Genomic DNA, 21,695 nt, shown 5'->3' on the forward strand with positions numbered 1-21,695 from the left:
GCGTCGATCTGGTCGTAGGCCTTGAACTCGCCGAAATACTTGGTGATCGCCGCCGTCAGCGACGTCTTGCCATGGTCGACGTGACCAATCGTGCCAATGTTCACATGAGGCTTATTACGCTCGAATTTACCTTTTGCCATTGTCTCTTTCCTTGGGCATCGGGACCTTGGTTCCGGTCGGATGCGGGGCGATTACCGATAAAGGCCGAAAAAGACAAGCGCCTTTTGGCCAAAGGCCGAGGTCGGGCGCAAAAGCCGCGGTGCTCTTTCAGTGCTGGACGCACATATGGTGGCAACCGAATGCAAATAAAAGGCTTCTCGCTCGGCAAGAAAGCCCTGGAGCGGGTAGCGGGAATCGAACCCGCGTATTCAGCTTGGAAGGCTGCTGCTCTACCATTGAGCTATACCCGCGCCCTGAGCGCCGCGCGCCTGATCAGGAGCGAAGCACGCTCTGGTATTCACCTTGCGGCATGGCCTTCTGAAAGATGAGATCATCTTTCGAGGCCATGCGTTTTATGGCTTCCGGGCCGGCAGTGGTGGAGGAGGTTGGATTCGAACCAACGTAAGCTGAGCTAACGGATTTACAGTCCGTCCCCTTTAACCACTCGGGCACTCCTCCAACTGCTTTGCCGGAGCCATGCAACGAGGCATTTCCAGATCCCGGTTCGAGGCGAAGCGCCCTGCCCCGAAATCTGCGTGGGCTTATGGCGACAAGGATTTGGCCTGTCAACCGGACAGGGTGCGTTTTCATGCGGATTATTCAAAGCGCCTGATAACGGGCCGTATGCAAAGCCAGGAGCTGGCGCTATAGCAAGCGCATGAACGATACAAAAAAGCCCGGAACACCCAAGGATAGCCACTACGCCAAGCTGCGTCGCACCTTCCGCGACCAGAAAAGCGGCGGCGCGCCTGAATTCAAGCCACGCAAGCCAGTGCCGCCTGGGGAGAACGCTCCTGACGGGCGGGTGCGGCTCTATGGGCTGCATACTGTGCGCGCAGCGCTCGACAATCCGCGCCGCAAGATTCGCCATATGTGGGTCACCCGAAATGCGCTGGAACGGCTTGAGATCGCCGATCTCGGTGCCCTGGCCTTCGCCACCGAATTGGTCGAGCCAAGAGAGATCGACAAGATCACCGGTTCCGACGCGGTGCACCAGGGTGTACTGATCGAAGCCGAGCCGCTGCAAACCAAGGCATTGTCGGCGCTGGGTGATTCGCCGTTGATCCTGGTGCTCGACCAAGTCACCGACCCTCACAATGTCGGCGCGATCATACGCTCGGCGGTGGCTTTCGGCGCCGGTGCGCTGGTCACAACGCAGCGCCACAGCCCACACGAGAGCGGCGTGCTCGCCAAATCGGCGTCAGGGGCGCTCGAACACATCGACCTGATCGAAGTGCGCAATCTCTCCGATGCGCTCGGTGAGCTGCATGAGGCCGGCTTCCAGACGGTCGGACTTGATTCGGAAAGCCCGGCGGAACTCGAAAAGACGTTTTCGGGCAACAGGGTCGCACTGGTGCTCGGCGCCGAAGGCAAAGGCCTGCGCCAAAAGACACGCGAGACAGTGTCCGCGCTTGCCCGTTTGGACATGCCAGGCGCAATCCATTCGCTCAACGTGTCCAATGCGGCGGCAATCTCGCTTTATGCCGCTAGGAAGTTTTTGCGCTGAGCTAAGTCAGAACCTGCTGGTGTCGGCGTCTGTGGCTTCCGGTTGAAAGCCACAGCGCCACACCGGATCGTGGTTTCATCGCGAACAGCCCTTGACCTTCCACCTGGCGGAAGCCGTAGCCTGACGGCGAACGGAGATACGTCATTGGCACACGGCCCCAAACTCATCCCTTTGCTCTCGCTCGCCTTCGCGCTCAGTATTGCGGCCCCTGCTCTCGCCCAGACCAAGACCGTCGCCGATCTTGCGGGGAACACGCATATCCATGGGCTCGCCTTCGATCGTGCGGAGCCCAGCAAGATCCTGATCGCCACGCATCACGGGCTGCTCGTGGCAGGCTCAGACGGCACCCTGACGGAGGTTTCGGAAAGCCAGGACGACTTCATGGGCTTTACGCCGCACCCGGCCGACCCTGCAATCCTGTTTGCCAGCGGCCATCCAAAAGGTGGCGGCAATCTTGGCTTCATCAAATCGACCGACGCAGGAAAGAGCTGGACGCAGATTTCGCCAGGCGTCAATGGGCCTGTCGATTTCCACCAGCTTGCCGTCAGCCCCACCAATCCTGACGTGCTGTACGGATCATTTGGCAGCATCCAGACCAGCAGCGATGGCGGCGCGACCTGGACAATCGCAGGCGAAGCCCCGCCCAAGCTGATTGACCTGGCCATTTCGCCCGCCAATCCGGCCGTCGTGTACGCCGCAACGCAAACCGGGCTGATGATCAGCCGTGACGGCGCCAAGAATTGGGACGTGCTGATCACCGACGTCCCGGTCACGACGGTCGAACTGACCGCCGACGGTACGATCTATGCCTTCGTACCCGGCCGCGGCCTGCTCAAGGCAACTGAAAACGCACCGAAATTCGAGACCATCGGGCAAGGCCCCGACAGTGCGGGTTACCTCCTGCACCTTGCAGTAAATGCCAAATCGCCTGAGCGTCTGGTCGCTGTCACCGGCGAGCTGGCGGTGGTAGTCAGCGGCGATTCCGGCGCGACCTGGACGAACCTCGGCGCCAACTAGCCGCTTCGCTGCGACCGAAATGCAAAACGGGCTCCGGCAATCATGCCGGAACCCGCTCTTCGACGGCGTGGAAAAGGCTGCGGCTTGGGAACGTTGCGCCGCGACCTCCCCCGCCTATGCTGCTTGGTTCTTGACCTCACCGGCTTGCGAGCCAACCTCGAAATTGGCCATCCTTTCGAGCGCGCGCACCAGCGCCGAGTGGTCCTGCTTGGCCCCGCCATTGGCGACACAGGAATTGAACAACTCCTGTGTCATCGAGGTGTTGGGCAATGACACGCCGAGCGCCTTGGCACCCTGCAGGGCGAGGTTGAGATCCTTCTGGTGCAGTTCGATGCGGAAGCCGGGTGCGAAGGTGCGCTTGACCATACGCTCGCCATGCACTTCGAGGATGCGCGATGCAGCCAAACCGCCCATCAGCGCCTGCCGGACCTTAGCCGGATCGGCTCCAGCCTTCGATGCGAATACCAATGCTTCGGCCACTGCCTCGATGGTCAATGCGACGACGATCTGGTTGGCCACTTTGGTGGTCTGGCCGACGCCGTTGGGACCGACCAGCGTGATGTTCTTGCCCATCTTTTCGAACACCGGACGTGCGCGCTCGAACGGCTTGTCCTCGCCGCCGACCATGATCGTCAGCGACGCCGATTTGGCGCCGACTTCTCCGCCGGAGACCGGTGCGTCTAGATAGTCACAGCCCAGCTCGTTGATCTTCTTGGCGAATTCCTTGGTTTCGATTGGCGAGATCGAGCTCATGTCGATGACGAGCTTTCCCTTGGAAAGGCCTGATGCAACGCTGTTTTCGCCAAACAGAACATCGGCGACCTGCGGTGTATCGGGTACCATCAGGATGATGATGTCACAGGCCTTGGCAAGCGCCTGGTGGCCGGTCACTTTCTTCAGGCCTTTGGCGACCAGTGCCTCAGGCAGAGCGCCGCGATGGTCGCTCGCGGTTACCTCATAGCCAGCGTCCAGCAGGTGTCCCGCCATCGGCGCGCCCATGATGCCGAGCCCAATGAAGCCAATTTTTTCCATTTTTATTTTCCTTCGAATTTCGTCTGGCCTATGCGGCCGCGCTGCCCTTGCCGGCAAAGTCCGCGAACCATCCCAGTCCCTCGACCGTCCCTGCCTTTGGCTTGTATTCAGCGCCGACCCAGCCGGTGTAGCCGATGCTGTCAAGGTGATCGTAGAGGAACGGGTAGTTGATCTCGCCCGTACCCGGCTCATGACGGCCGGGGTTGTCCGCCAGCTGCACATGCGCGATGCGGCCGAGATTGGCCTCGATGGTGAGGGCGAGATCACCCTCCATGATCTGCATGTGGTAGATGTCGTACTGCAGATAAAGGTTATCCGAGCCGACCCTGTCGATGATGCCGAGCGCCTGCCTGGTGTTGGTCAGGAAGAAGCCTGGAATGTCCCTGGTGTTGATAGGCTCGATCAGCAGGCGGATGCCTGCTGCCTTCAGCTTCTCGGCGGCAAAGGCGAGATTTTCGACGAACACATTTTGCAGCACGTCATGGGTGTTTCCGGCGGGTGCAATGCCGGCAAGGCAATTGACCTGCTCACAGCCAAGCGCATGAGCGTAGGTGATCGCCTTGGCCACACCCTGGCGGAATTCGGGGATGCGATCGGGCATCACGGCGATGCCGCGCTCGCCTGCCGCCCAGTCGCCGGGCGGCAAATTGAACAGCGCCTGGGTCAGGCCGTTCTTCTTCAGGCGCGCAGCCACCACATCGGGGGCGTGGTCGTAGGGCGCGATGTATTCGACGCCCTTGAAACCGGCGCGGGCGGCGGCATCGAAGCGCTCGAGAAAGTCATGCTCGCCAAAGAGCATCGAAAGATTGGCTGAAAACTTGGGCATAGGCTCTTCCTCGGAAAATCAATCGAGCAGCATGATTGCGGTCGGTGCGTCTTCGTTGCTTTCGGCAAGCTCCTCGAACTCGACGACATTGTCGATCTCGACGCCCATGGAGATGTTGGTGACGCGTTCGAGGATGAACTCGAGTACGACGGGCACCTGATGCTCCTTCATGAGCTGCTTGGCCTGCTTGAAGGCAGCGGCAAATTCTTCCGGCTTGCGCACCCGAACCGCCTTGCAGCCCATGGCCTCGGCGACCGCGACGTGATCGACGCCGTATCCTGCCTCGGGGTCGCCTGAGCGATTGATGTTTTCGAACGACAGACTGACCTCGAAATCCATGGCAAAGCCGCGCTGTGCCTGGCGGATGAGGCCGAGATAGGCGTTGTTCACGACGACATGGATGTAGGGCAGCTTGTGCTGGGCGCCGACGGCCAGTTCCTCGATCATGAACTGGAAATCATAGTCACCTGACAAGGCGACGATGTCGCGGTTCGGATCAGCGGCGCGAACACCGAGTGCCGCAGGCAGGGTCCAGCCGAGCGGGCCGGCCTGGCCGCAATTGATCCAGTTGCGCGGCTTGTAGACATGCAGGAACTGTGCGCCGGCGATCTGCGACAGGCCGATGGTGGTGACATAGGTGGTGTCGCGGCCGAACGCCTTGTTCATTTCCTCATAGACGCGCTGCGGCTTGAGCGGCACCTGCTCGAAGTGGGTCTTGCGCTTCATCGTCTTCTTGCGCGCCTGGCACTCCTTGGCCCAGCCTGACCAGTCGCGCAGCTTGCCCGCCGTCTTCCATTCGGTGGCAACGTCGAGCAGCATCTTCAAGGCTGCACCGGCATCCGAGGTCACGCCGAGATCGGGCGCAAAGACGCGGCCGATCTGGGTCGGCTCGATATCGATATGGATGAACTTGCGGCCCGCCGTGTACTTGTCGACCGAGCCGGTGTGGCGGTTGGCCCAGCGGTTGCCAACGCCGAGCACAAAATCTGAGGCGAGCATGGTCGCATTGCCGTAGCGATGCGAGGTTTGTAGGCCGCACATGCCGGCCATCAGGCGGTGGTCGTCGGGGATAGCGCCCCAACCCATCAGGGTCGGGATGACAGGAACACCCGTGATCTCGGCGAATTCGATGAGCAGGTCCGAGGCGTCAGCATTGATGACGCCGCCGCCGGCAACGATCAGCGGCTTCTCAGCCTCGTTGAGCATCGACAGCGCCTTTTCGGCCTGGGCGCGAGTCATCGCCGGCTTGTGGACCACGAGCGGCTCATAGGCGTCGATGTCGAACTCGATCTCGGCCAGCTGAACATCGACAGGCAGGTCGACCAGAACCGGCCCCGGACGACCCGAGCGCATGAGGTGGAATGCCTTCTGCAACGTCATCGGCACCAGATACGGCTCCATGACGGTGACGGCCCATTTGGTGACGGGGGCGGCGATCGCCGCAATATCGACGGCCTGAAAGTCTTCCTTGTTCAAGCGGGCGCGCGGCGCCTGGCCAGTGATGCATAAAATCGGGATCGAGTCGGCGGACGCCGAATAGAGGCCGGTGATCATGTCGGTACCGGCCGGTCCCGACGTGCCGATGCATAAGCCGATGTTGCCGGCCTTGGTGCGGGTGTAACCCTCGGCCATATGCGATGCGCCTTCGACGTGGCGGGCAAGGACGTGCCGGATCGAACCGCGTGCCTTCAAGGCCGAATAGAGCGGGTTGATCGCCGCACCTGGCACACCGAAGGCACAGCTGATGCCTTCCTTCTCAAGAACGAGAACCGCTGCATCGACAGCACGCATCCTGGCCATGGACTTCCCTCCAACGATCGAAACTCAATGTTAGTCGATCGTGTCATCGCAGAGCGAATTTTGCAATTTTTTCAAAATATTTTTTCATTTCATGTTGCGCGCACTTACCATCTGATTTTGCTGTCATTTTCATTTTTCGTTGCGTAGAGCATCAAACTAAGTGAAAAAGTTTTTTAAACGCAATCTGGAGCACCGGCATGGCAACCACCGAAAAACGGCAGCGCGGACGCCCCCGTGCCTTCCAGCCGGCGCCCGACGCCGGTTCGGTGCAGTCGCTCGACCGCGCGCTGCGCATTCTTGCCATCGTCGCGCATAGCGACGGCCTGTCGCTGAGCGAGATTTCGGCCGCCTCCGATCTGGCCGCGGCAACCGCCTACCGCATGCTGACCACCTTGCAGAACCACGGCATGGTCGAGTTCGACAGCGACGGCCAGCTTTGGTCGATCGGGGTCGAGACCTATCGCATGGGCGCTGCCTTCCTGCGTCGGCGCAAGCTTGTCGACCGTGCCCGTACCGTCATGCAGGAACTGATGGAAAAGACCGGCGAAACCGCCAATCTCGGCGTCGCCGAAGACGATTGCGTGGTTTTCGTCAGCCAGGTCGAGACGCATCAGGCGATCCGCGCCTTTTTCCGGCCGGGTACGCGCAGTCCTTTCCACGCGTCGGGCATCGGCAAGGCGGTCCTTGCCCATCTCGACCGCGACCGCGTCAACGCCATCGTGCGCAAGGCTGGCCTTGATGCCTATACCGAGCGCACGCTTTCAGAACCGGCAGCCCTTGCCCGCGATCTCGAACAGATCCGCGCGCGCGGCTGGTCGGTGGACGACGAAGAACGTTATCCCGGCATGCGCTGCGTGGCAGCGGCAGTGTTCAACGAATTCGGTGAACCCATTGGCGGTGTTTCGGTTTCCGGGCCTACTGTACGCGTGACACCCGAACGCCTCGCCGAAATCGGGCCAATCGTTCGCGCTGCCGCCGCCGAACTGACCAGGATGATCGGCGGCTCGCCAGACGGCGCCTTGCCCGGCATCTGAACGGGCCTTCGGCAGGCAATCCCAAACGTCGCCCTTGCTGTGGGCCAAAGGCCCGTGCTTGACAGCACAACCACAACGGCTGAAGTCAAAGCCGAATTTGCAATGACAAGTGTTGGAAGCGACCATGAGCCTGCAATCCGTCAAAGCCTTCTTCGCCGAGCATGCCCCCGACATCAAGGTCATCGAGACGCCGACGAGCTCGGCGACGGTCACACTTGCCGCCGAAGCCCATGGGGTCGAGCCCGCCCAGATCGCCAAGACCATCTGCCTGCGCGTCGGCGATCGCGCCCTGCTGGTCGTTGCCCGTGGCGATGCCAGGATCGACAACCGCAAATCGCGCGATGCGTTCGGCGGCAAGCCACGCATGCTTGATGTCGAGCAGGTCGCCGAGATCACCGGCCATCCGGTGGGCGGTGTCTGTCCCTTCGGCCTGGCGACACCGCTGCCGATCTATTGCGACGTATCGCTGCGCGCTTATGACGAGGTTGTGCCGGCTGCGGGGGCCACCAATGCGGCAGTCAGGATTGGGGTCGAGCGCATGGCAACGCTGGTCAATGCCGAATGGTGCGACATCTGCCAGGATGCCGTCGGCAAGCCAGACGCGGAAGCTGCGGAATAGTTTCCTCGCATCCGGCGGAATACTGCGCCTTGCTTGTTTGAGCACAGCCGGCCGCTATACTCGGTAGTATCAATCAGGTTCGTGCGCATCGATGCCGCAGTTTGTTGGAGGACGACGTTGGCTATGGCCGGGTCTCGCCGTGGCGACCCTGGCAGTGGCAATCGTGTTTTTCGGCGGCGCCTTCGCCAACCGGATCTATCTGGACGAAGCAGCATCGCGCGGCCAGACCACGCTGCGCCTCGCCGTCGCCGCACTCTCCGGCCAGATGAACCGCTTCGAGCCCTTGCCCGAACTGATCGCCGACCATGACGATATCAAGGAGCTGGTCAGCGACCCGGACAATCCGGCACTGCGCGCACGCGCCAACGATTACCTCAAGGAAATCAATGCGCTGCTGAAATCCTCTGACATTTACGTCCTACTCCCCGGCGGAGAGACGATCGCGGCCTCCAATCACGACCTGCCGATCAGCTTTGTTGGCGAGAATTTCTCCTACCGGCCTTATTACCAGGATGCCATTCGCGGCAACCAAGGGCGCTTCTTCGCGCTCGGCACCACCTCGCTCAAGCGCGGCTATTATTTCTCCTCGCCGATCCGCATCGGCATGGAAATCCGTGGCGTCGTTGTCTTCAAGGTCGACGTCGACGCCATCGAAGCGTCGTGGAAAGGTGGCGATCAAGAGATCATCGTCACCGACCCCGAAGGCATCATCTTCATGAGCGGCCAGCCAAGCTGGCTTTATGCCAGCCTCCGGCCKCTGACCGACGAGCGCCTCGCCCGCACCGAAGCATCCCGCCGTTATGCCGACGCGATGCTGCGAGAACTGCCGGTCACGAAAAGCACCACCGACGACGGCAATCTGCTGCTCCGCATCACCGAAGGCGGCAAGTCGCGCGAATTCCTCGAACTCGCCGAACAGATGCCACAGGCGCGCTGGACGGTTCATGTGCTCGCCGACACGGCTTCGGCGCACACGCAGGCTCTGGCAGCCGTTATCTCCGCCCTTCTGGCACTCGCCCTTGCTGGTCTCGGCGGCGCAATCATCCTCCAGCGCCGCGCCCGCCTCGCCGAGCGCATGCAGATGCAGCAAAGCGCGCAGATCGAACTCGAACGCCGGGTCGAGGAGCGCACCGCCGATCTGGCACAGGTCAACAGTCGGCTGGAGACCGAAGTCGCCGAACGCCGCACCGCCGAGCAGCAGCTACGCCGAACCCAGGCGGACCTGATCCAGGCCGGCAAGCTCGCCGCCCTTGGCCAGATGTCGGCGGCGCTTTCGCATGAATTCAACCAGCCACTTGCCGCAGTGAAGACCTATGCCGACAACGCCGCAACGCTGCTCGACCGTTCCCGCATCGAAGAAGCCCGCGACAATGTCTCGCGCATTTCCAAGCTCGCCGACCGGATGTCGTCGATCAGCCGGCATCTCCGGAACTTTGCCCGCAAGCCGAACCAGAAGCTCGGGCCAGTAGCACTTGAAGAGGTTGTGCGCGATACGCAGGAAATTGTCGCCTGGCGCCTCAAGGCGGCCGAAGCCATTCTGATCGTCGACCTCGGCCCGACACCGCTCGCCGTCAAGGCGGGCTCGGTGCGCCTCCAACAGGTGCTGGTCAACGTCATCACCAACGCGGCCGACGCGGTCGAGGGCCGGGCCGATCGTCGCATCGAACTTACCGCGCGACGCAAGGGCCCCAAGGTCACCATCTCGATCCGCGACCACGGCCCCGGTGTACCAACGGCGATTGCCGAGCGCATCTACGATCCGTTCTTTTCAACCAAGGGCGTGGGCAAAGGCCTCGGTCTGGGGCTTTCCATTTCCTACAATATCGTCAAAGACTTTGGCGGAGTTCTTGGAGTCTTGAACCATCCTGAAGGGGGCGCCTTGTTCACCGTCGAGCTCGATGCGGCACGCGTCGCCACCCGTGAGGCTGCGGAATGAAGCCGCCGATCGTTCTTCTTGTCGATGATGAAGACGAGCTGCGCCGCTCGACCCGCCAGTCGCTCGATCTAGCCGGCTTCACCGTCGAGGATTTTTCGTCGGCCGAACGCGCACTCGACTTCATCACCCAAGGCTTCAACGGAGTCGTCATCACCGACGTGCGCATGCCCGGCATGGACGGCATGACGCTGATGGGCCGCATCCGGGACATCGACGCCGATATTCCAGTGATTCTGGTGACAGGGCATGGCGACGTGCAGCTCGCCGTGCGCGCCATGCGCGAAGGTGCTTATGATTTTGTCGAAAAGCCCTTCGTCACGCAGCATCTGACGGAGATGGCGGCGCGTGCCATCGACCGCCGCAGCCTGGTGCTTGAAAATCGCGAACTGCGCGCCGTCGCCGGCAAGCGCGACGACATCGAAGCGCGCCTGCCCGGCCGCAGCCAGACGATGATCGACCTGCGCTATAAGCTGCGCGCGGTCGCTGCCACCGACGCCGACGTCCTGATCATTGGCGACACCGGGACCGGCAAGGAAGTCACCGCACGCGCGCTGCACGACATCAGCGGACGCGCCACAAAACCCTTCGTTGCCATCAACTGTGCCGCCCTCCCCGAAACGTTGATCGAGAGCGAACTGTTCGGCCATGAGGCCGGCGCCTTTGCCGGGGCGTTGCGTTCGCGTTACGGCAAATTCGAGCATGCGCGCGGCGGTACGGTGTTGCTCGACGAGATCGGCTCGATGCCGACTGACCTGCAGGTCAAGCTTCTGCGCGTCATCCAGGAGCGCGTCATCACCCGCCTTGGTTCCAACGAGCCGATCGCGCTCGACGTTCGTTTCATTGCCACCAGCAAGGTCGACCTCGACGCCGAAGTCGCAGCCGGCCGTTTCCGCGCCGATCTGCTCTACCGGCTCAATGTCGTGACTTTGCGCATGCCAGCCCTTTCGGCACGGCGCGAGGACGTGCCACTGCTGTTTCTCCAGCTGGCGCGCGAGGCAGCTGCACGCTACCGCCGCGACGATGTCGAGGTGCCGCCCCAGGCTATCGCGGAAGTCGCTCGCCGCGACTGGCCTGGCAATGTGCGCGAGCTGCGCAACGCCGCCGACCGCTTCGTGCTCGGCCTTGGCCTGCAATTGCCCGAAGGCCCGACTGCGGCGAACGGCAGTGGCGACCGCCTTGCCGACCGCGTCGCAGACTTTGAGAAAAATGCGATCTCGGCCGCCCTGCTTGCCCATGGCGGCAGCCTCAAGCCGGTCTATGAGCAGCTCGGAATCTCCCGCAAGACGCTCTACGAAAAGATGCAGCGCTACGGCCTCGACAAGAATCGCCTTGGTGCCGCCGAGGGCCAGGACGCCTGACCGGCCGCGCGCCCATGTGTGGAAATCCACACATGGCAGGAGGGCAACGTCACCTTTTCCACCCACTGGTGCTGATCTCGAACGTTTTTAGCCGCCCGGATGGGTGTGCATGCCTTGCGATGCACACATCCAGTCGCTCCTAATCGGCCCATCCACCGCCGGCGCAGGGAGGGACCAGGCGCGGGTGGAAGCACAGATACAGATCCCGGGAGGATTTCATGAAGAGACTGCTCGCCTCGCTGACGGCTGCCGCAACGCTTGCCGCATTCCCGCTTGCCGCCAACGCGCAGGCCTATCCTGAGCGTACCATCACCGTTGTCGTGCCGTTCTCGGCCGGTGGCCCGACCGACACGGTCACGCGCCTCGTCGCCGAATCGATGTCCAAGGACCTCGGCCAGCAGGTCATCGTCGAAAATGTCGGCGGTGCCGGTGGCACGCTCGGTGCCGGCCGCGTCGCCGCCGCTGATGCCGATGGCTACACGCTTCTGCTGCACCACATCGGCATGGCCACCAGCGCCACGCTCTACCGCAAGCTCGCCTATGACACGCTGAACGCCTTCGAATATGTCGGCCTGGTCACCGAAGTGCCGATGACGATCGTTGCCAAGAAGGACCTTGCGCCGACCGACCTCAAGGGCTTGGTCGAATACGCCAAGGCCAACAAGGACACCGTGACCGTCGCCAATGCCGGTATCGGTGCGGCCTCGCATCTGTGCGGCATGTTGTTCATGAGCGCCATCGGCACGCCGCTGGTAACCGTTCCCTACAAGGGCACCGGCCCAGCCATGACCGACCTGCTCGGCGGCCAGGTCGACATCATGTGCGACCAGACCACCAACACCACCAAGCAGATCCAGGGCGGCACCATCAAGGCTTACGCCGTGACATCGCCCAAGCGCCTCGACGTGCTCGCTGACGTTCCGACCACCAAGGAGGGCGGCCTCGACGGCATGGAAGTCGGCATCTGGCACGGCCTCTACGCGCCCAAGGGCACCCCGGCTGATGTGACCGAGCGCCTGTCCAAGTCGCTGCAGGCGGCCCTCAAGGACCCCAACGTCGTTGCACGCTTCGCGGAGCTCGGCACCGTGCCGTCGTCGGAAGCCGACGCCACCCCGGCAGCGCTCAAGGCCAAGCTCGAAGGCGAAATCGCACGCTGGAAGCCGATCATCGAGAGCGCCGGCCAGTTCGCCGACTAAGGCACTTCGCCTGCGGCGGAAATCGGTCGCGTAAAGCGCTGCCTCAATCCGCCTGCCGGCACCTTCTCCCCCGTGAACGGGGAGAAGGCAGACTGCCGCAGCCTCTTGCCAATCGCCGACGCCTAGGAATGAGACAGGCGTCTGATGCCGAGTTCCTTTCTCCCCGTCAACGCACGGGGAGAAAGTGCCGGCAAGCGGATGGAGGCAGCGTAACGCAGCTATCCACATCAGGCGCCAGCAGAGGGCCTTCCCATGAAAAACCTCGCCATCGATCCCACTAACGCCGCCTGCGGAGCGATCTTCGTCGCCACCGGCGCGTTTTTCGCCATCCAGTCCCTGGGTCTCGACCTGGGCACAACATTCCGCATGGGACCGGGCTATTTTCCGCTGGTCCTGGCTTGCGTGCTGATCGTGCTCGGCCTCGTCGTCATCGTCCAGGCCACTCGGGTCGAGGGCGAGCCGATCGGCCCGATCGCCTGGCGCGGCATGGCCTTCATCTTGCCGGCGCCGATCTTCTTCGGCCTCACTGTGCGTGGACTTGGCTTCGTGCCGTCGATCTTCCTGACCTGCCTGATAGCTGCCTTCGCCTCGGCGCGGATGAAGCCGCTCGCCGCTGTCATCCTCTCCGCCGGAGTGACGCTGTTTTCAGTCGCCGTGTTCAGCTACGCGCTCGGCCTGCCGTTCCAGCGCTTCGGCCCCTGGCTGCCGTTCTGAGGAGGATGTGATGGAACTCTTCGACAATCTCGTGCTCGGCTTTTCAACGGCCACAACGCTCTCCAATCTTGGCTTCTGCCTGATCGGCGTCTTGCTCGGCACCCTCATCGGCGTGTTGCCCGGCATCGGCGCCACCGCCACCATCGCGATGCTGTTGCCGATCACCTTCCAGATCGGCGATCCAGTCTCCTCGCTCATCATGCTCGCCGGCATCTATTACGGCGCGCAGTATGGCGGGTCGACCACAGCCATCCTCATCAACATGCCGGGCGAATCCTCATCCGCCGTCACCGCAATCGACGGCTATCAGATGGCACGCAAGGGCCGCGCCGGTGCCGCACTCGCCATCGCCGCCATCGGCTCGTTTTTCGCAGGCACAGTTTCGACCTTCCTGGTCGCCATCTTCGCGCCGCCGCTGACGACAATCGCGCTGCAGTTCGGTGCTGCCGAATATTTCTCGCTGATGGTCGTCGGCCTGGTCTCGTCCATCGCCCTCGCCCATGGCTCGATCATCAAGGCGCTGGCAATGGTCGTCCTTGGCCTGCTGCTCGGCCTCGTCGGCACCGACATCTACACCGGCACACCGCGCTTCACCCTTGGCATCCGCGAATATGCCGACGGGCTCAACTTCGTTGCGGTCGCGGTTGGCGTGTTCGGCGTCGCCGAAATCCTGCGCAACCTCGAAAGTGAAAAGACCCGCGAAGTGCTGATGGCCAAGGTTTCGGGCTTGATGCCGACGCGCCAGGATTTTCGCGAAATGGCAGCACCCATCCTGCGCGGCACGGCCATCGGCTCGGCACTCGGCATCCTGCCTGGCGGCGGCGCGATCCTTGCGGCCTTTGCCTCCTACACCGTCGAAAAGCGCGTTTCAAAGCACCCTGAAGAGTTCGGCAAGGGTGCCGTGGCGGGCGTCGCCGGCCCGGAATCGGCTAACAATGCGGGTGCTCAGACCTCGTTCATCCCGATGCTGACGCTCGGCATCCCGGCGAACCCGGTCATGGCGCTGATGATCGGCGCGATGATCATCCAGGGCATCGTGCCTGGCCCCAATGTCGCCACTGAGCAGCCGGCTCTTTTTTGGGGCATCATCGCTTCGATGTGGATCGGCAATCTGATGCTGATCATCCTCAACCTGCCGCTGATCGGGCTGTGGGTGAAGCTCTTGACCGTGCCCTACTACGTGCTGTTTCCGATCATCATGGCGTTCTGCGCCATCGGCGTTTACAGCGTCAACTCCAACGTCTTCGACCTTTACGCCGTCGCCTTCTTCGGCCTCATCGGCTACGCGCTGGTCAAGCTGCGCTGCGAGCCGGCACCGCTGCTGCTCGGCTTCGTGCTCGGGCCGCTGCTCGAAGAAAACCTGCGCCGGGCCATGATCCTGTCGCGCGGCGACCCGACCACCTTCGTCACCCGTCCGATCAGTGCGCTCCTGCTCGCACTGGCCGCCTGCGTGCTGATCGTGGTGTTGCTGCCGGCAGTGCGCAAGAAACGCGACGAGGTCTTTGTCGAAGAAGAAGCCTGACGCACGCAACTGCGCGCCGACCGAAGCTTAGGTTGGCGCGCATTGGTTGCGGCATGGAGCTGCGGGGCTCCAGGGGAATGAGCTTATCGGTGCATAATCGCGAATGGTGATTTGACCACGCGTCTGGTTCGCGTGAATTTGCATATCGGAGGTGAGCGAGGCTCTTCGAACCCAGCCACCCAGTTTGACCACATATGCTGCGACGATTGCTTTTTTGACCCGCTGTGTAAATCGATCCCCCGCCCTCACGGCGGGTTCTTTTTGAATACGGGCCAGCAGAGTGCGGTGGCTATCGCGGAGGTTTCCCACCGTCTGCGGCGACGGGCCGATGAGATGCGGATGCGTCTAGCCGTCCGCAGGCGTTGTCAGACGAACATCATGACGACGATGCCGCCGACTACGACCAGGACAAGTCCTGCAATCAACATGGGGATCAGGGTGCTATCTTGGTTGGCTTCAGGCACGAGCKTTTCTCCGATCAGTCAGCTCGGTAAAATGACCTCGGCCTGCCAGGCGCTCTTTGCGCCAGCGCAAACAAAACCCAATCAGACGCGCTCGCAGGTCGGCACCGACGACTGGCACGGCTTGCGTGAAAAAGCCCGCGCCGAATGGGAATACAGCGCGGGCGAGCACAGTTGGGATCAAGTGCAAACAGAGGGTGATGCACCCGATAAGGGCCATCATAGTCAAATCCGGCGGCAGCTTTTTGCGCTAGATCAAATTGATCGCGCGAGTTCGATCACTTGGTGCCGAGCGCCTGTCGACTTCCGCCATGCTGCTGCAAAAGTGCTGCAAGAACGGAAGTCGGAGGATCGGTAGTCAAGCTAAAGACAGGACGATTGCGGAACGTAAATCTGTCGCAATCAGCGTGAAAAGTCCGAGGATGAAAACCTCAACGACGCTCACAGTTGCGCTTCTCGTTTCGGGTTGGTTCGGTACGACAATGCCCATCGCCGCAGCAGCCGATTTCGGCCCTGAGACGCTTGCCCTGATCAATGCCTACAGGGTGAGCCGTGGCCTTTCACCGCTAACCTCTCACCGCACGCTGCAGGCTTTGGCAAGGCAACATAGCCGGTACCAAGCGGCAAGAAACAGCCTCGGCCATGATGGCTTCCGCCAGCGATCCGCCCAAGCGAAGGCTGCCGGCCTCAGCGTCGTATGTGCGGAGAACGTTGGTTATAACTATCAAAACGCACAGCAGCTTTTTGTGGGATGGAAGAACTCGGCACTCCATCGGACGAACTTGCTTCGGCCCAATATCCGCTACGCGGGCGTTTCCGTAGTTGGCCCTTATTCGACTTTCTTCGCTTGCCGATAGCGCCGGCCGCCCGGATAGCCAGGTCAGCGGCAATGTTCCGCCTCAAGCAGTCAAACGCAGCCGCCCTCAAGCCATTCAAGGGCCGCTGATGCCTTGAATTGGTTGGTTTCTCAGCTGTCGTGTGGGAAGTGGTGCCCCCGGCAGGAATCGAACCCGCGACCTTCGGTTTACAAAACCGCTGCTCTACCATCTGAGCTACAAGGGCAATTTGCTCCGGTTAGCATATTTTTCGGCCCAGTAAAGACAATTTCGAGAGAATGGCGAAGCATCCCCAGGCAGCGCGGTCTGAGACACCTAAAACTGCACACAGGTACTCACTACATATTTGCAGCGGGTCGACAGGGCCCTGCTCGGAGGTGATGGATGCTCAGGTTCGTGATCATTGCCATGGTGGTGATTGTCGCCTGGCTGCTGTTGCTCAAGCTGTTTCGCCAGATCAAGGAGGCGCGGGTCGATTGGACCGGCGTCGCCGCGATCATCGGTTTCATCGCGCTCGCCTTCTATCTGCGCCACGTCACCGGCCTAGGGTGACCTCATTGCGCACAAGCAGGTGTTTGCTAAGCCGCCGATGTCATTGTCTTCGCAAACACCACACGATTGCGCCCTTGCTCCTTAGCCTCGTAGAGGCAGCGGTCGGCAAGGCGCATCAGTTGCGACGTCGGCTGCTGCCCGTCTGAAACGACCGCTCCTATGCTGACACTCAACGGATGCAGGTGTCCGTCGACCGGATGGAAGACCAGTTGCTCGACCTCCATGCGAATCCGCTCTGCAATAGCTGCCGCGTCGTCGCGATTGGTCGCAGGCAAGAAGACGCAAAACTCCTCGCCACCGACACGTCCGACAAGATCGTGCTCGCGGATCGAGAGCCGCAACGCGTTGGAAATCAGCTTGAGCGCGTCGTCGCCGACGAGGTGACCGAAGCTGTCGTTGATGCTCTTGAAATTATCGGCGTCGATCAACAATAGCGCGCCGTGATCGCATTTGAGCCGCGCTTGCTTCGACTTCTCGAAAAAAGCCTCTCGATTCAACAGGCCGGTCATCTGGTCATGGGTAGCCTTTGTCTTGAGCTGAGTATGAGCCTCCTGCAGCTCGGCAAGTGCCCGCTTCAGCTTCTCGTTCTGCCAGAAAATCAGGAAGCCGGCCGGAAACGCTGTCAGCACCGGCAGGATCGAGTTCATCGCGAAGACGAACGCCGTGAAGGGCTGGCCGGCCGAATAGCGGATCGAAAACGACACGATTTGGCTCACCACGATGACGGCAATGGTGATCAAGCTGGCCTTGAACGCGATCTTCCACACAGCGCTGTCCCTGCAGTTCCCGACCCCTCTTGCAGTGGTGGATAGCGGTTGAAACTTAATGCTTTGCCATCCGGGCACATATGTACAGTGATGGATTTGGACGGAGTGGGAGGCCGCGCGCCACCGCCGAAGCAGCCCTCGGAACGTCACAGCGTCCCGTGTTCAACATTCACCCCGGCCCGGTGACGACCAAGGAAGTCGTAGGTAGCGACATATTTGAGATCGCCAGGGCGGCGGCCGGATAAGCTTTGGCCAACCTGGCGACATATGGCGCCYGTCCGCTCCCTATGCTTCGACAAATCAGCATGCTACCCCCGTTGCCGGCGGACGACATCGGCGTTCGGACCGCCTGTAGGGAGCACATGGACGCCAAGTCGCTGACATTTTCGTTCGCATCCTCCGGTACAGCGGAGGCGGACGCCGCGGCCGAGCGCCTTTCCAAGCGCTATGGCCAGACGCCTTACGATCAGGCCGACATCGTTGTTGCCTTGGGCGGCGACGGCTTCCTGTTGCAGACACTGCGTGAGACGATGAGCACCGGCAAGTGCGTCTACGGCATGAACCGTGGCACCGTCGGCTTCCTGATGAACGAATACAACGAGAGCGCCCTGCCCGAGCGGCTTGCCTCAGCGGTCGCCGAAACCATTCGGCCATTGGAAATGGTGACGATCGATAATGCGGGTGTCACCAGGGACGCGCTTGCCATCAACGAGGTCTCGCTGTTGCGCCAGTCCTACCAAGCGGCACGGTTGCGCATTTCGGTCGACGGCAAGGTTCGACTCGAGGAATTGATCTGCGATGGCGTGATGGTGGCAACGCCGGCTGGATCCACAGCCTACAATCTATCGGCCCACGGCCCCATCCTGCCGCTCGACGCGCCGCTTCTGGCACTGACGCCGGTCAGCCCCTTCAGGCCGCGCCGCTGGCGTGGAGCGCTTTTGCCCAAGACCGCTGTGGTCCGCTTCGACATACTGGAAGAACAAAAGCGCCCGGTGAATGCCGTTGCCGACCACACGGAAGTCAAGTCGGTAGTCTCGGTCGAGGTCAAGGAATCGGCGAACCATACCGCCACCTTGCTGTTCGACGCCGGTCATTCCTGGAGCGAGCGCATCCTGGCCGAGCAGTTCAGATACTAGCTTTGGGCCACAGCTTGAAGTAAACAGCTGCAATCGCCGTGTAGGTGCCAGTTTGAGTTGACAAATCGCGCACTTACGCCTATCGCGTTGCGGCATATTGCAGGCGAGTTGCGCCTGTCGTGGCCAGATCGCCGCGCCCTTGAACGAGCAAAGACAGCCAACAAACTTGTCCGAAGACACTCAGACCGCTTCAGAAGCGTTGACCTTCGCAGACCTCGGCCTTTCGCCGAAGGTCCTTTCCGCAGTCACCGACGCCGGCTACACGCAGCCTACGCCGATCCAGGCAGGTGCGATCCCGCACGCGCTGCAGGGAAAGGACGTGCTGGGTATCGCCCAGACGGGCACCGGCAAGACGGCGTCCTTTGTGCTGCCTATGCTGACGCGCCTTGAAAAGGGCCGCGCCAGGGCACGCATGCCACGCACGCTGATCCTCGAACCGACGCGCGAACTCGCCGCACAGGTCGAAGAAAACTTCGTCAAATACGGCAAGAACCACCGGCTCAACATCGCCCTTTTGATCGGCGGCGTGTCGTTCGATGAGCAGGAAAAGAAGCTTGAGCGCGGCGCCGACGTTCTGATCGCCACGCCCGGCCGCATGCTGGACCATTTCGAACGCGGCAAGCTTTTGCTCACCGGCGTCGAGATCCTGGTCATCGACGAAGCCGACCGCATGCTCGACATGGGCTTCATCCCCGACATCGAGCGCATCTGCAAGCTGATCCCGTTCACCCGGCAGACGCTGTTCTTCTCAGCGACAATGCCGCCTGAAATCACCAAGCTGACCGAGCAGTTCCTGCACGCGCCGATACGCGTCGAGGTCTCCAAGGCGGCATCGACCAGCACCAACATCACCCAGCGCCTCGTCAAGTCCGGCCCCAAGCCGTGGGACAAGCGCGAGACGCTGCGCAAGCTGATCAATGCCGAAGGCGACGAGATCAAGAACGCCATCATCTTCTGCAACCGCAAGGTCGACGTGTCGGAACTGTTCCGCTCGCTGGTCAAGCACGACTTCGATGCCGGCGCCCTGCACGGCGACATGGACCAGCGCGCCCGCATGGCGATGCTCGCCGGCTTCCGTGACGGCAAACTGAAGCTGCTGGTCGCCTCCGACGTCGCCGCGCGCGGCCTCGACATTCCCGAAGTCAGCCACGTCTTCAACTACGACGTTCCGATTCATGCGGAAGATTATGTCCACCGCATCGGCCGCACCGGTCGTGCCGGACGCTTGGGCAAGGCTTTCACCATCGTTACCAAGTCCGACACCAAATACGTCGACGCCATCGAGCGACTGACCGGCCTGCCAATCGAATGGCACGACGGAGACCTTTCGACGGTGATCGCCAGCGAAGGCGAGGACGAGGCTCCGCGCCGTGGCCGTGGCGCACCGCGCCGTGCTGGCAAGGAAAAGCATGGTCGCGAGCGCGACCGCAAGCCGCGTGAGGAGGCGCCCGTCGCCCAGGCAGCAATTGTCGCAAGCGAAGCTCCGGTCGACAACGTGGTATCTGACATTGACGAGCGCCGCGTGCGCAAGGAAGCGATCCGGAACGAAAACGCCGATCGCAAGCCGCGCGAGCATGAAGACAAGCCGCGTCGCGACGATAATCGCGGCCACCGCCGCAACAATCGCGACCGCGAAGAAGACGACGACCGCACGATCGGTTTCGGCGACGACCTGCCAGCCTTCATGCTGATCACCACAAATATCTGAGAGCCAAGCGCCTCAATGAAAACGGCCCCTTCGGGGGCCGTTTTCATTTGGTGACTGAAGCAATGCAATGAGCAGCAGCGCCCCTTGCGGTCCGTCTGGTTTGGCCAGCGCCCCAATGAAAAACGGCCCCTTGCGGGGCCGTTTCCTTTGCTTGACTGCCCCACTCAGGTAAGCGGCGACAGCTGTATCTCGACGCGGCGATTCTGCGCGCGGCCCTCGGCTGTTGCGTTGGAAGCGATTGGCCGGGTTGCACCGAAGCCGGTGACCGCAAAGCGACGCGAATCGACCCCCTGGGAACCGAGGTAATTGGCCACCGACAGCGCACGGCGCTGCGACAGGTCGAAATTGTGCTGGTCGCCACCGGTCGAATCGGTGTGGCCGAACACGTCGACAGTGGTCTGGTTGAACTTCTTCAGCACCAGCGCAACCGAGTTGAGGGTGTTGTAGAAGCCCGACTTCACGGCATCCTGGTCGGTGGCGAAGGTGATGTTGGACGGCATGTTCAGGATGATCTGGTCACCGGCGCGGGTGACGCTGACGCCGCTGCCCTGAAGCTGGGCGCGCAGCTCGGATTCCTGCCTGTCCATGTAACCGCCGGCAAGGCCACCGGCCAAAGCGCCGACGCCCGCGCCGATCAGCGCGTTACGGCGGTCATTGCCGCCGGCGAGCAGGCCAAGGCCCGCGCCAGCAAGCGCACCAATACCTGCACCTGCTGCAGAGTTCGAAACCTTCTGCTGGCCCGTATAAGGATCGGTCGTGCAGGCGCCGACAAACATGCTGCCCGCCAGCGCAAAAATTACTGTCTTCTTCATATAAGGATGTCCCTCTCAGTACCCGCGAAACGCAACGGCGCTCCACGCAAAGCCCTTCACCGGCCTTGTAGCATGAAATGCGGCGAAAAACGGAACGGCAGCAGTAACAAGCGAGCAAACTCGAGCTCGCCTGCATGAGAAATTTTGCTTGTTGCCAGAGGTTCTTTCTGTTGATCACCACAACCTCGATCTTGTGGAGAGCGAAGTCGTCAAACGAACGCGAATTGACGCTGATCTTAGGGTTCGCTGGTTGACCAGACTCATCGAATTGCGCCGCCGCACTGGCGACAGAACACAACGTCAGGACAATCGTCAGCAGCCGCGATCAATATGATTTCGATGGCACGAACAGGCAGATGGTCCGGGTGTTGTCGGCGCCGTCTACCGAGCACCAATGGTATTCGCCGTCCGGTGAGGGTTTGACGCGGGCGTCCCGATAAGTGACGACCTCGCCGGTGCCTTCGATGACATAACCCTGCGGGCGCTCGCTGATCGCCTTCTTTGGCACCTCGCGGCAGTCATAGCCAGAGCAACAAGCAAAGGGATAGGTCCAGCCTTTTGGCGCGTCGTGCGAAAAAGCGGGCGGGACGTTGAGAGCAATCAGCACAAGGGCAGAGACAGCAAACACATATCTCCGCGGCGGGCGTTTTCCTGGGCACAACATGACGCGTTCCCCTGAGATCTCCTCCCAAGCGAATCCTCC

The 21,695-nt window shown here is 61.6% G+C and carries 21 protein-coding genes, 3 tRNA genes and 1 pseudogene; 14 read left to right on the forward strand and 11 right to left on the reverse strand.

The features are described from left to right. The 3 genes from AC1DWF_RS09625 to AC1DWF_RS09635 form a co-directional block, all read right to left on the reverse strand. A partial coding sequence (locus AC1DWF_RS09625) for a GTP-binding protein (RefSeq protein ID WP_476841638.1) occupies positions 1–140 on the reverse strand: 140 nt, incomplete at its 3' end. A 196-nt stretch (positions 141–336) separates the two neighbouring features. Beyond that, positions 337–410, reverse strand: a tRNA-Gly gene (locus AC1DWF_RS09630). A 123-nt stretch (positions 411–533) separates the two neighbouring features. Continuing rightward, positions 534–618, reverse strand: a tRNA-Tyr gene (locus AC1DWF_RS09635). Positions 619–817: 199 nt separating this feature from the next. Between AC1DWF_RS09635 and rlmB the strand changes: the two genes are divergently transcribed. Further along, positions 818–1,666 carry a 23S rRNA (guanosine(2251)-2'-O)-methyltransferase RlmB gene (gene rlmB, locus AC1DWF_RS09640; protein WP_476782578.1) on the forward strand — a complete coding sequence of 283 codons (849 nt, stop codon included), beginning with the start codon at positions 818–820 and terminating at the stop codon, positions 1,664–1,666. 144 nt (positions 1,667–1,810) lie between these two features. After that, positions 1,811–2,683: a F510_1955 family glycosylhydrolase gene (locus tag AC1DWF_RS09645; RefSeq protein ID WP_476782579.1), complete on the forward strand. Its 873-nt coding sequence runs from the start codon at positions 1,811–1,813 to the stop codon at positions 2,681–2,683. Between the two features lie 114 nt (positions 2,684–2,797). Here AC1DWF_RS09645 and AC1DWF_RS09650 read toward each other — a convergent pair whose 3' ends face one another. From AC1DWF_RS09650 to gcl, 3 genes are read right to left on the reverse strand one after another with little or no spacing between them, the layout of a single operon-like run. Beyond that, positions 2,798–3,859 (reverse strand): 2-hydroxy-3-oxopropionate reductase, encoded by a 1,062-nt coding sequence (locus AC1DWF_RS09650; RefSeq protein ID WP_476782580.1) that lies wholly within the window; start codon positions 3,857–3,859, stop codon positions 2,798–2,800. Beyond that, entirely contained in the window at positions 3,744–4,541 is a 798-nt protein-coding gene (otnI, locus tag AC1DWF_RS09655; RefSeq protein ID WP_476782581.1) for a 2-oxo-tetronate isomerase, read from the reverse strand. Before otnI ends, AC1DWF_RS09650 begins: the two co-directional genes overlap by 116 nt. Positions 4,542–4,559: 18 nt before the next feature. Then, the gene (gcl, locus tag AC1DWF_RS09660) at positions 4,560–6,341 is read right to left on the reverse strand and encodes a glyoxylate carboligase (protein WP_476787666.1); all 1,782 of its coding nucleotides are present in this window, start codon (positions 6,339–6,341) and stop codon (positions 4,560–4,562) included. Between the two features lie 197 nt (positions 6,342–6,538). On the opposite strand from gcl, the gene bhcR reads away from it, so the two are divergent. From bhcR to AC1DWF_RS09705, 9 genes are all read left to right on the forward strand, one after another. After that, a complete protein-coding gene (gene bhcR, locus AC1DWF_RS09665) occupies positions 6,539–7,375 on the forward strand; it encodes an HTH-type transcriptional regulator BhcR (RefSeq protein ID WP_476782583.1) in 837 nt (278 codons plus the stop codon). A gap of 124 nt (positions 7,376–7,499) precedes the next feature. After that, positions 7,500–7,994 carry a YbaK/EbsC family protein gene (locus AC1DWF_RS09670; protein ID WP_476782584.1) on the forward strand — a complete coding sequence of 165 codons (495 nt, stop codon included), beginning with the start codon at positions 7,500–7,502 and terminating at the stop codon, positions 7,992–7,994. 91 nt (positions 7,995–8,085) lie between these two features. Continuing rightward, positions 8,086–9,930: a sensor histidine kinase gene (locus AC1DWF_RS09675; protein WP_476782585.1), complete on the forward strand. Its 1,845-nt coding sequence runs from the start codon at positions 8,086–8,088 to the stop codon at positions 9,928–9,930. Continuing rightward, the gene (locus AC1DWF_RS09680) at positions 9,927–11,288 is read left to right on the forward strand and encodes a sigma-54-dependent transcriptional regulator (protein ID WP_476787668.1); all 1,362 of its coding nucleotides are present in this window, start codon (positions 9,927–9,929) and stop codon (positions 11,286–11,288) included. Before AC1DWF_RS09675 ends, AC1DWF_RS09680 begins: the two co-directional genes overlap by 4 nt. A gap of 218 nt (positions 11,289–11,506) precedes the next feature. Beyond that, positions 11,507–12,484, forward strand: coding sequence for a tripartite tricarboxylate transporter substrate-binding protein (locus AC1DWF_RS09685; protein WP_476782587.1), 978 nt, complete (start codon positions 11,507–11,509; stop codon positions 12,482–12,484). 252 nt (positions 12,485–12,736) lie between these two features. Next, complete coding sequence (locus AC1DWF_RS09690) at positions 12,737–13,198, forward strand: tripartite tricarboxylate transporter TctB family protein (RefSeq protein WP_476782588.1); 462 nt, start codon at positions 12,737–12,739, stop codon at positions 13,196–13,198. 10 nt (positions 13,199–13,208) lie between these two features. After that, positions 13,209–14,720 carry a tripartite tricarboxylate transporter permease gene (locus AC1DWF_RS09695; protein ID WP_476782589.1) on the forward strand — a complete coding sequence of 504 codons (1,512 nt, stop codon included), beginning with the start codon at positions 13,209–13,211 and terminating at the stop codon, positions 14,718–14,720. Positions 14,721–15,098: 378 nt separating this feature from the next. Beyond that, positions 15,099–15,539, forward strand: coding sequence for a hypothetical protein (locus AC1DWF_RS09700; RefSeq protein ID WP_476841640.1), 441 nt, complete (start codon positions 15,099–15,101; stop codon positions 15,537–15,539). Between the two features lie 64 nt (positions 15,540–15,603). Continuing rightward, positions 15,604–16,038, forward strand: a complete 435-nt coding sequence (locus AC1DWF_RS09705; protein WP_476782590.1) for a CAP domain-containing protein — start codon at positions 15,604–15,606, stop codon at positions 16,036–16,038. Positions 16,039–16,167: 129 nt separating this feature from the next. Here the strand turns inward: AC1DWF_RS09705 and AC1DWF_RS09710 are convergent. Further along, positions 16,168–16,243: transfer RNA gene (locus AC1DWF_RS09710), tRNA-Thr, on the reverse strand. A 158-nt stretch (positions 16,244–16,401) separates the two neighbouring features. On the opposite strand from AC1DWF_RS09710, the gene AC1DWF_RS09715 reads away from it, so the two are divergent. After that, the gene (locus AC1DWF_RS09715; RefSeq protein WP_476782591.1) at positions 16,402–16,569 is read left to right on the forward strand and encodes a hypothetical protein; all 168 of its coding nucleotides are present in this window, start codon (positions 16,402–16,404) and stop codon (positions 16,567–16,569) included. Positions 16,570–16,595: 26 nt separating this feature from the next. Here AC1DWF_RS09715 and AC1DWF_RS09720 read toward each other — a convergent pair whose 3' ends face one another. Continuing rightward, positions 16,596–17,336 carry a GGDEF domain-containing protein gene (locus AC1DWF_RS09720; protein ID WP_476787671.1) on the reverse strand — a complete coding sequence of 247 codons (741 nt, stop codon included), beginning with the start codon at positions 17,334–17,336 and terminating at the stop codon, positions 16,596–16,598. A 362-nt stretch (positions 17,337–17,698) separates the two neighbouring features. Between AC1DWF_RS09720 and AC1DWF_RS09725 the strand changes: the two genes are divergently transcribed. Together AC1DWF_RS09725 and AC1DWF_RS09730 are read left to right on the forward strand one after the other, a co-directional pair. Continuing rightward, positions 17,699–18,472, forward strand: coding sequence for an NAD kinase (locus AC1DWF_RS09725; RefSeq protein WP_476787672.1), 774 nt, complete (start codon positions 17,699–17,701; stop codon positions 18,470–18,472). A 166-nt stretch (positions 18,473–18,638) separates the two neighbouring features. Further along, positions 18,639–20,180 carry a DEAD/DEAH box helicase gene (locus AC1DWF_RS09730; protein WP_476786273.1) on the forward strand — a complete coding sequence of 514 codons (1,542 nt, stop codon included), beginning with the start codon at positions 18,639–18,641 and terminating at the stop codon, positions 20,178–20,180. Positions 20,181–20,344: 164 nt separating this feature from the next. Here the strand turns inward: AC1DWF_RS09730 and AC1DWF_RS09735 are convergent, their stop codons facing one another. From AC1DWF_RS09735 to AC1DWF_RS09745, 3 genes and pseudogenes are all read right to left on the reverse strand, one after another. Further along, on the reverse strand, positions 20,345–20,992 hold the full coding sequence (locus tag AC1DWF_RS09735; RefSeq protein WP_476786272.1) for a YiaD family glycine zipper/OmpA-like lipoprotein: 648 nt from the start codon (positions 20,990–20,992) through the stop codon (positions 20,345–20,347). A 154-nt stretch (positions 20,993–21,146) separates the two neighbouring features. Next, positions 21,147–21,242: pseudogene (locus tag AC1DWF_RS09740) on the reverse strand (GFA family protein); the annotation flags it as partial. A gap of 75 nt (positions 21,243–21,317) precedes the next feature. Next, positions 21,318–21,656, reverse strand: a complete 339-nt coding sequence (locus AC1DWF_RS09745; protein ID WP_476787673.1) for a hypothetical protein — start codon at positions 21,654–21,656, stop codon at positions 21,318–21,320. Between the last annotated feature and the right edge of the window lie 39 nt (positions 21,657–21,695).

It is taken from the genome of Aminobacter sp. P4_D5 (assembly GCF_056401815.1).

Bases quoted from the DNA above. Each gene is read 5' to 3' on its own strand.
- AC1DWF_RS09735 (WP_476786272.1), bottom strand. From the start codon at position 20,992: ATGAAGAAGACAGTAATTTTTGCGCTGGCGGGCAGCATGTTTGTCGGC.
- AC1DWF_RS09705 (WP_476782590.1), top strand. From the start codon at position 15,604: ATGAAAACCTCAACGACGCTCACAGTTGCGCTTCTCGTTTCGGGTTGG.
- AC1DWF_RS09725 (WP_476787672.1), top strand. From the start codon at position 17,699: ATGGACGCCAAGTCGCTGACATTTTCGTTCGCATCCTCCGGTACAGCG.
- bhcR (WP_476782583.1), top strand. From the start codon at position 6,539: ATGGCAACCACCGAAAAACGGCAGCGCGGACGCCCCCGTGCCTTCCAG.
- gcl (WP_476787666.1), bottom strand. From the start codon at position 6,341: ATGGCCAGGATGCGTGCTGTCGATGCAGCGGTTCTCGTTCTTGAGAAG.
- AC1DWF_RS09715 (WP_476782591.1), top strand. From the start codon at position 16,402: ATGCTCAGGTTCGTGATCATTGCCATGGTGGTGATTGTCGCCTGGCTG.
- rlmB (WP_476782578.1), top strand. From the start codon at position 818: ATGAACGATACAAAAAAGCCCGGAACACCCAAGGATAGCCACTACGCC.
- AC1DWF_RS09670 (WP_476782584.1), top strand. From the start codon at position 7,500: ATGAGCCTGCAATCCGTCAAAGCCTTCTTCGCCGAGCATGCCCCCGAC.
- AC1DWF_RS09745 (WP_476787673.1), bottom strand. From the start codon at position 21,656: ATGTTGTGCCCAGGAAAACGCCCGCCGCGGAGATATGTGTTTGCTGTC.
- AC1DWF_RS09695 (WP_476782589.1), top strand. From the start codon at position 13,209: ATGGAACTCTTCGACAATCTCGTGCTCGGCTTTTCAACGGCCACAACG.
- AC1DWF_RS09680 (WP_476787668.1), top strand. From the start codon at position 9,927: ATGAAGCCGCCGATCGTTCTTCTTGTCGATGATGAAGACGAGCTGCGC.
- otnI (WP_476782581.1), bottom strand. From the start codon at position 4,541: ATGCCCAAGTTTTCAGCCAATCTTTCGATGCTCTTTGGCGAGCATGAC.
- AC1DWF_RS09690 (WP_476782588.1), top strand. From the start codon at position 12,737: ATGAAAAACCTCGCCATCGATCCCACTAACGCCGCCTGCGGAGCGATC.
- AC1DWF_RS09685 (WP_476782587.1), top strand. From the start codon at position 11,507: ATGAAGAGACTGCTCGCCTCGCTGACGGCTGCCGCAACGCTTGCCGCA.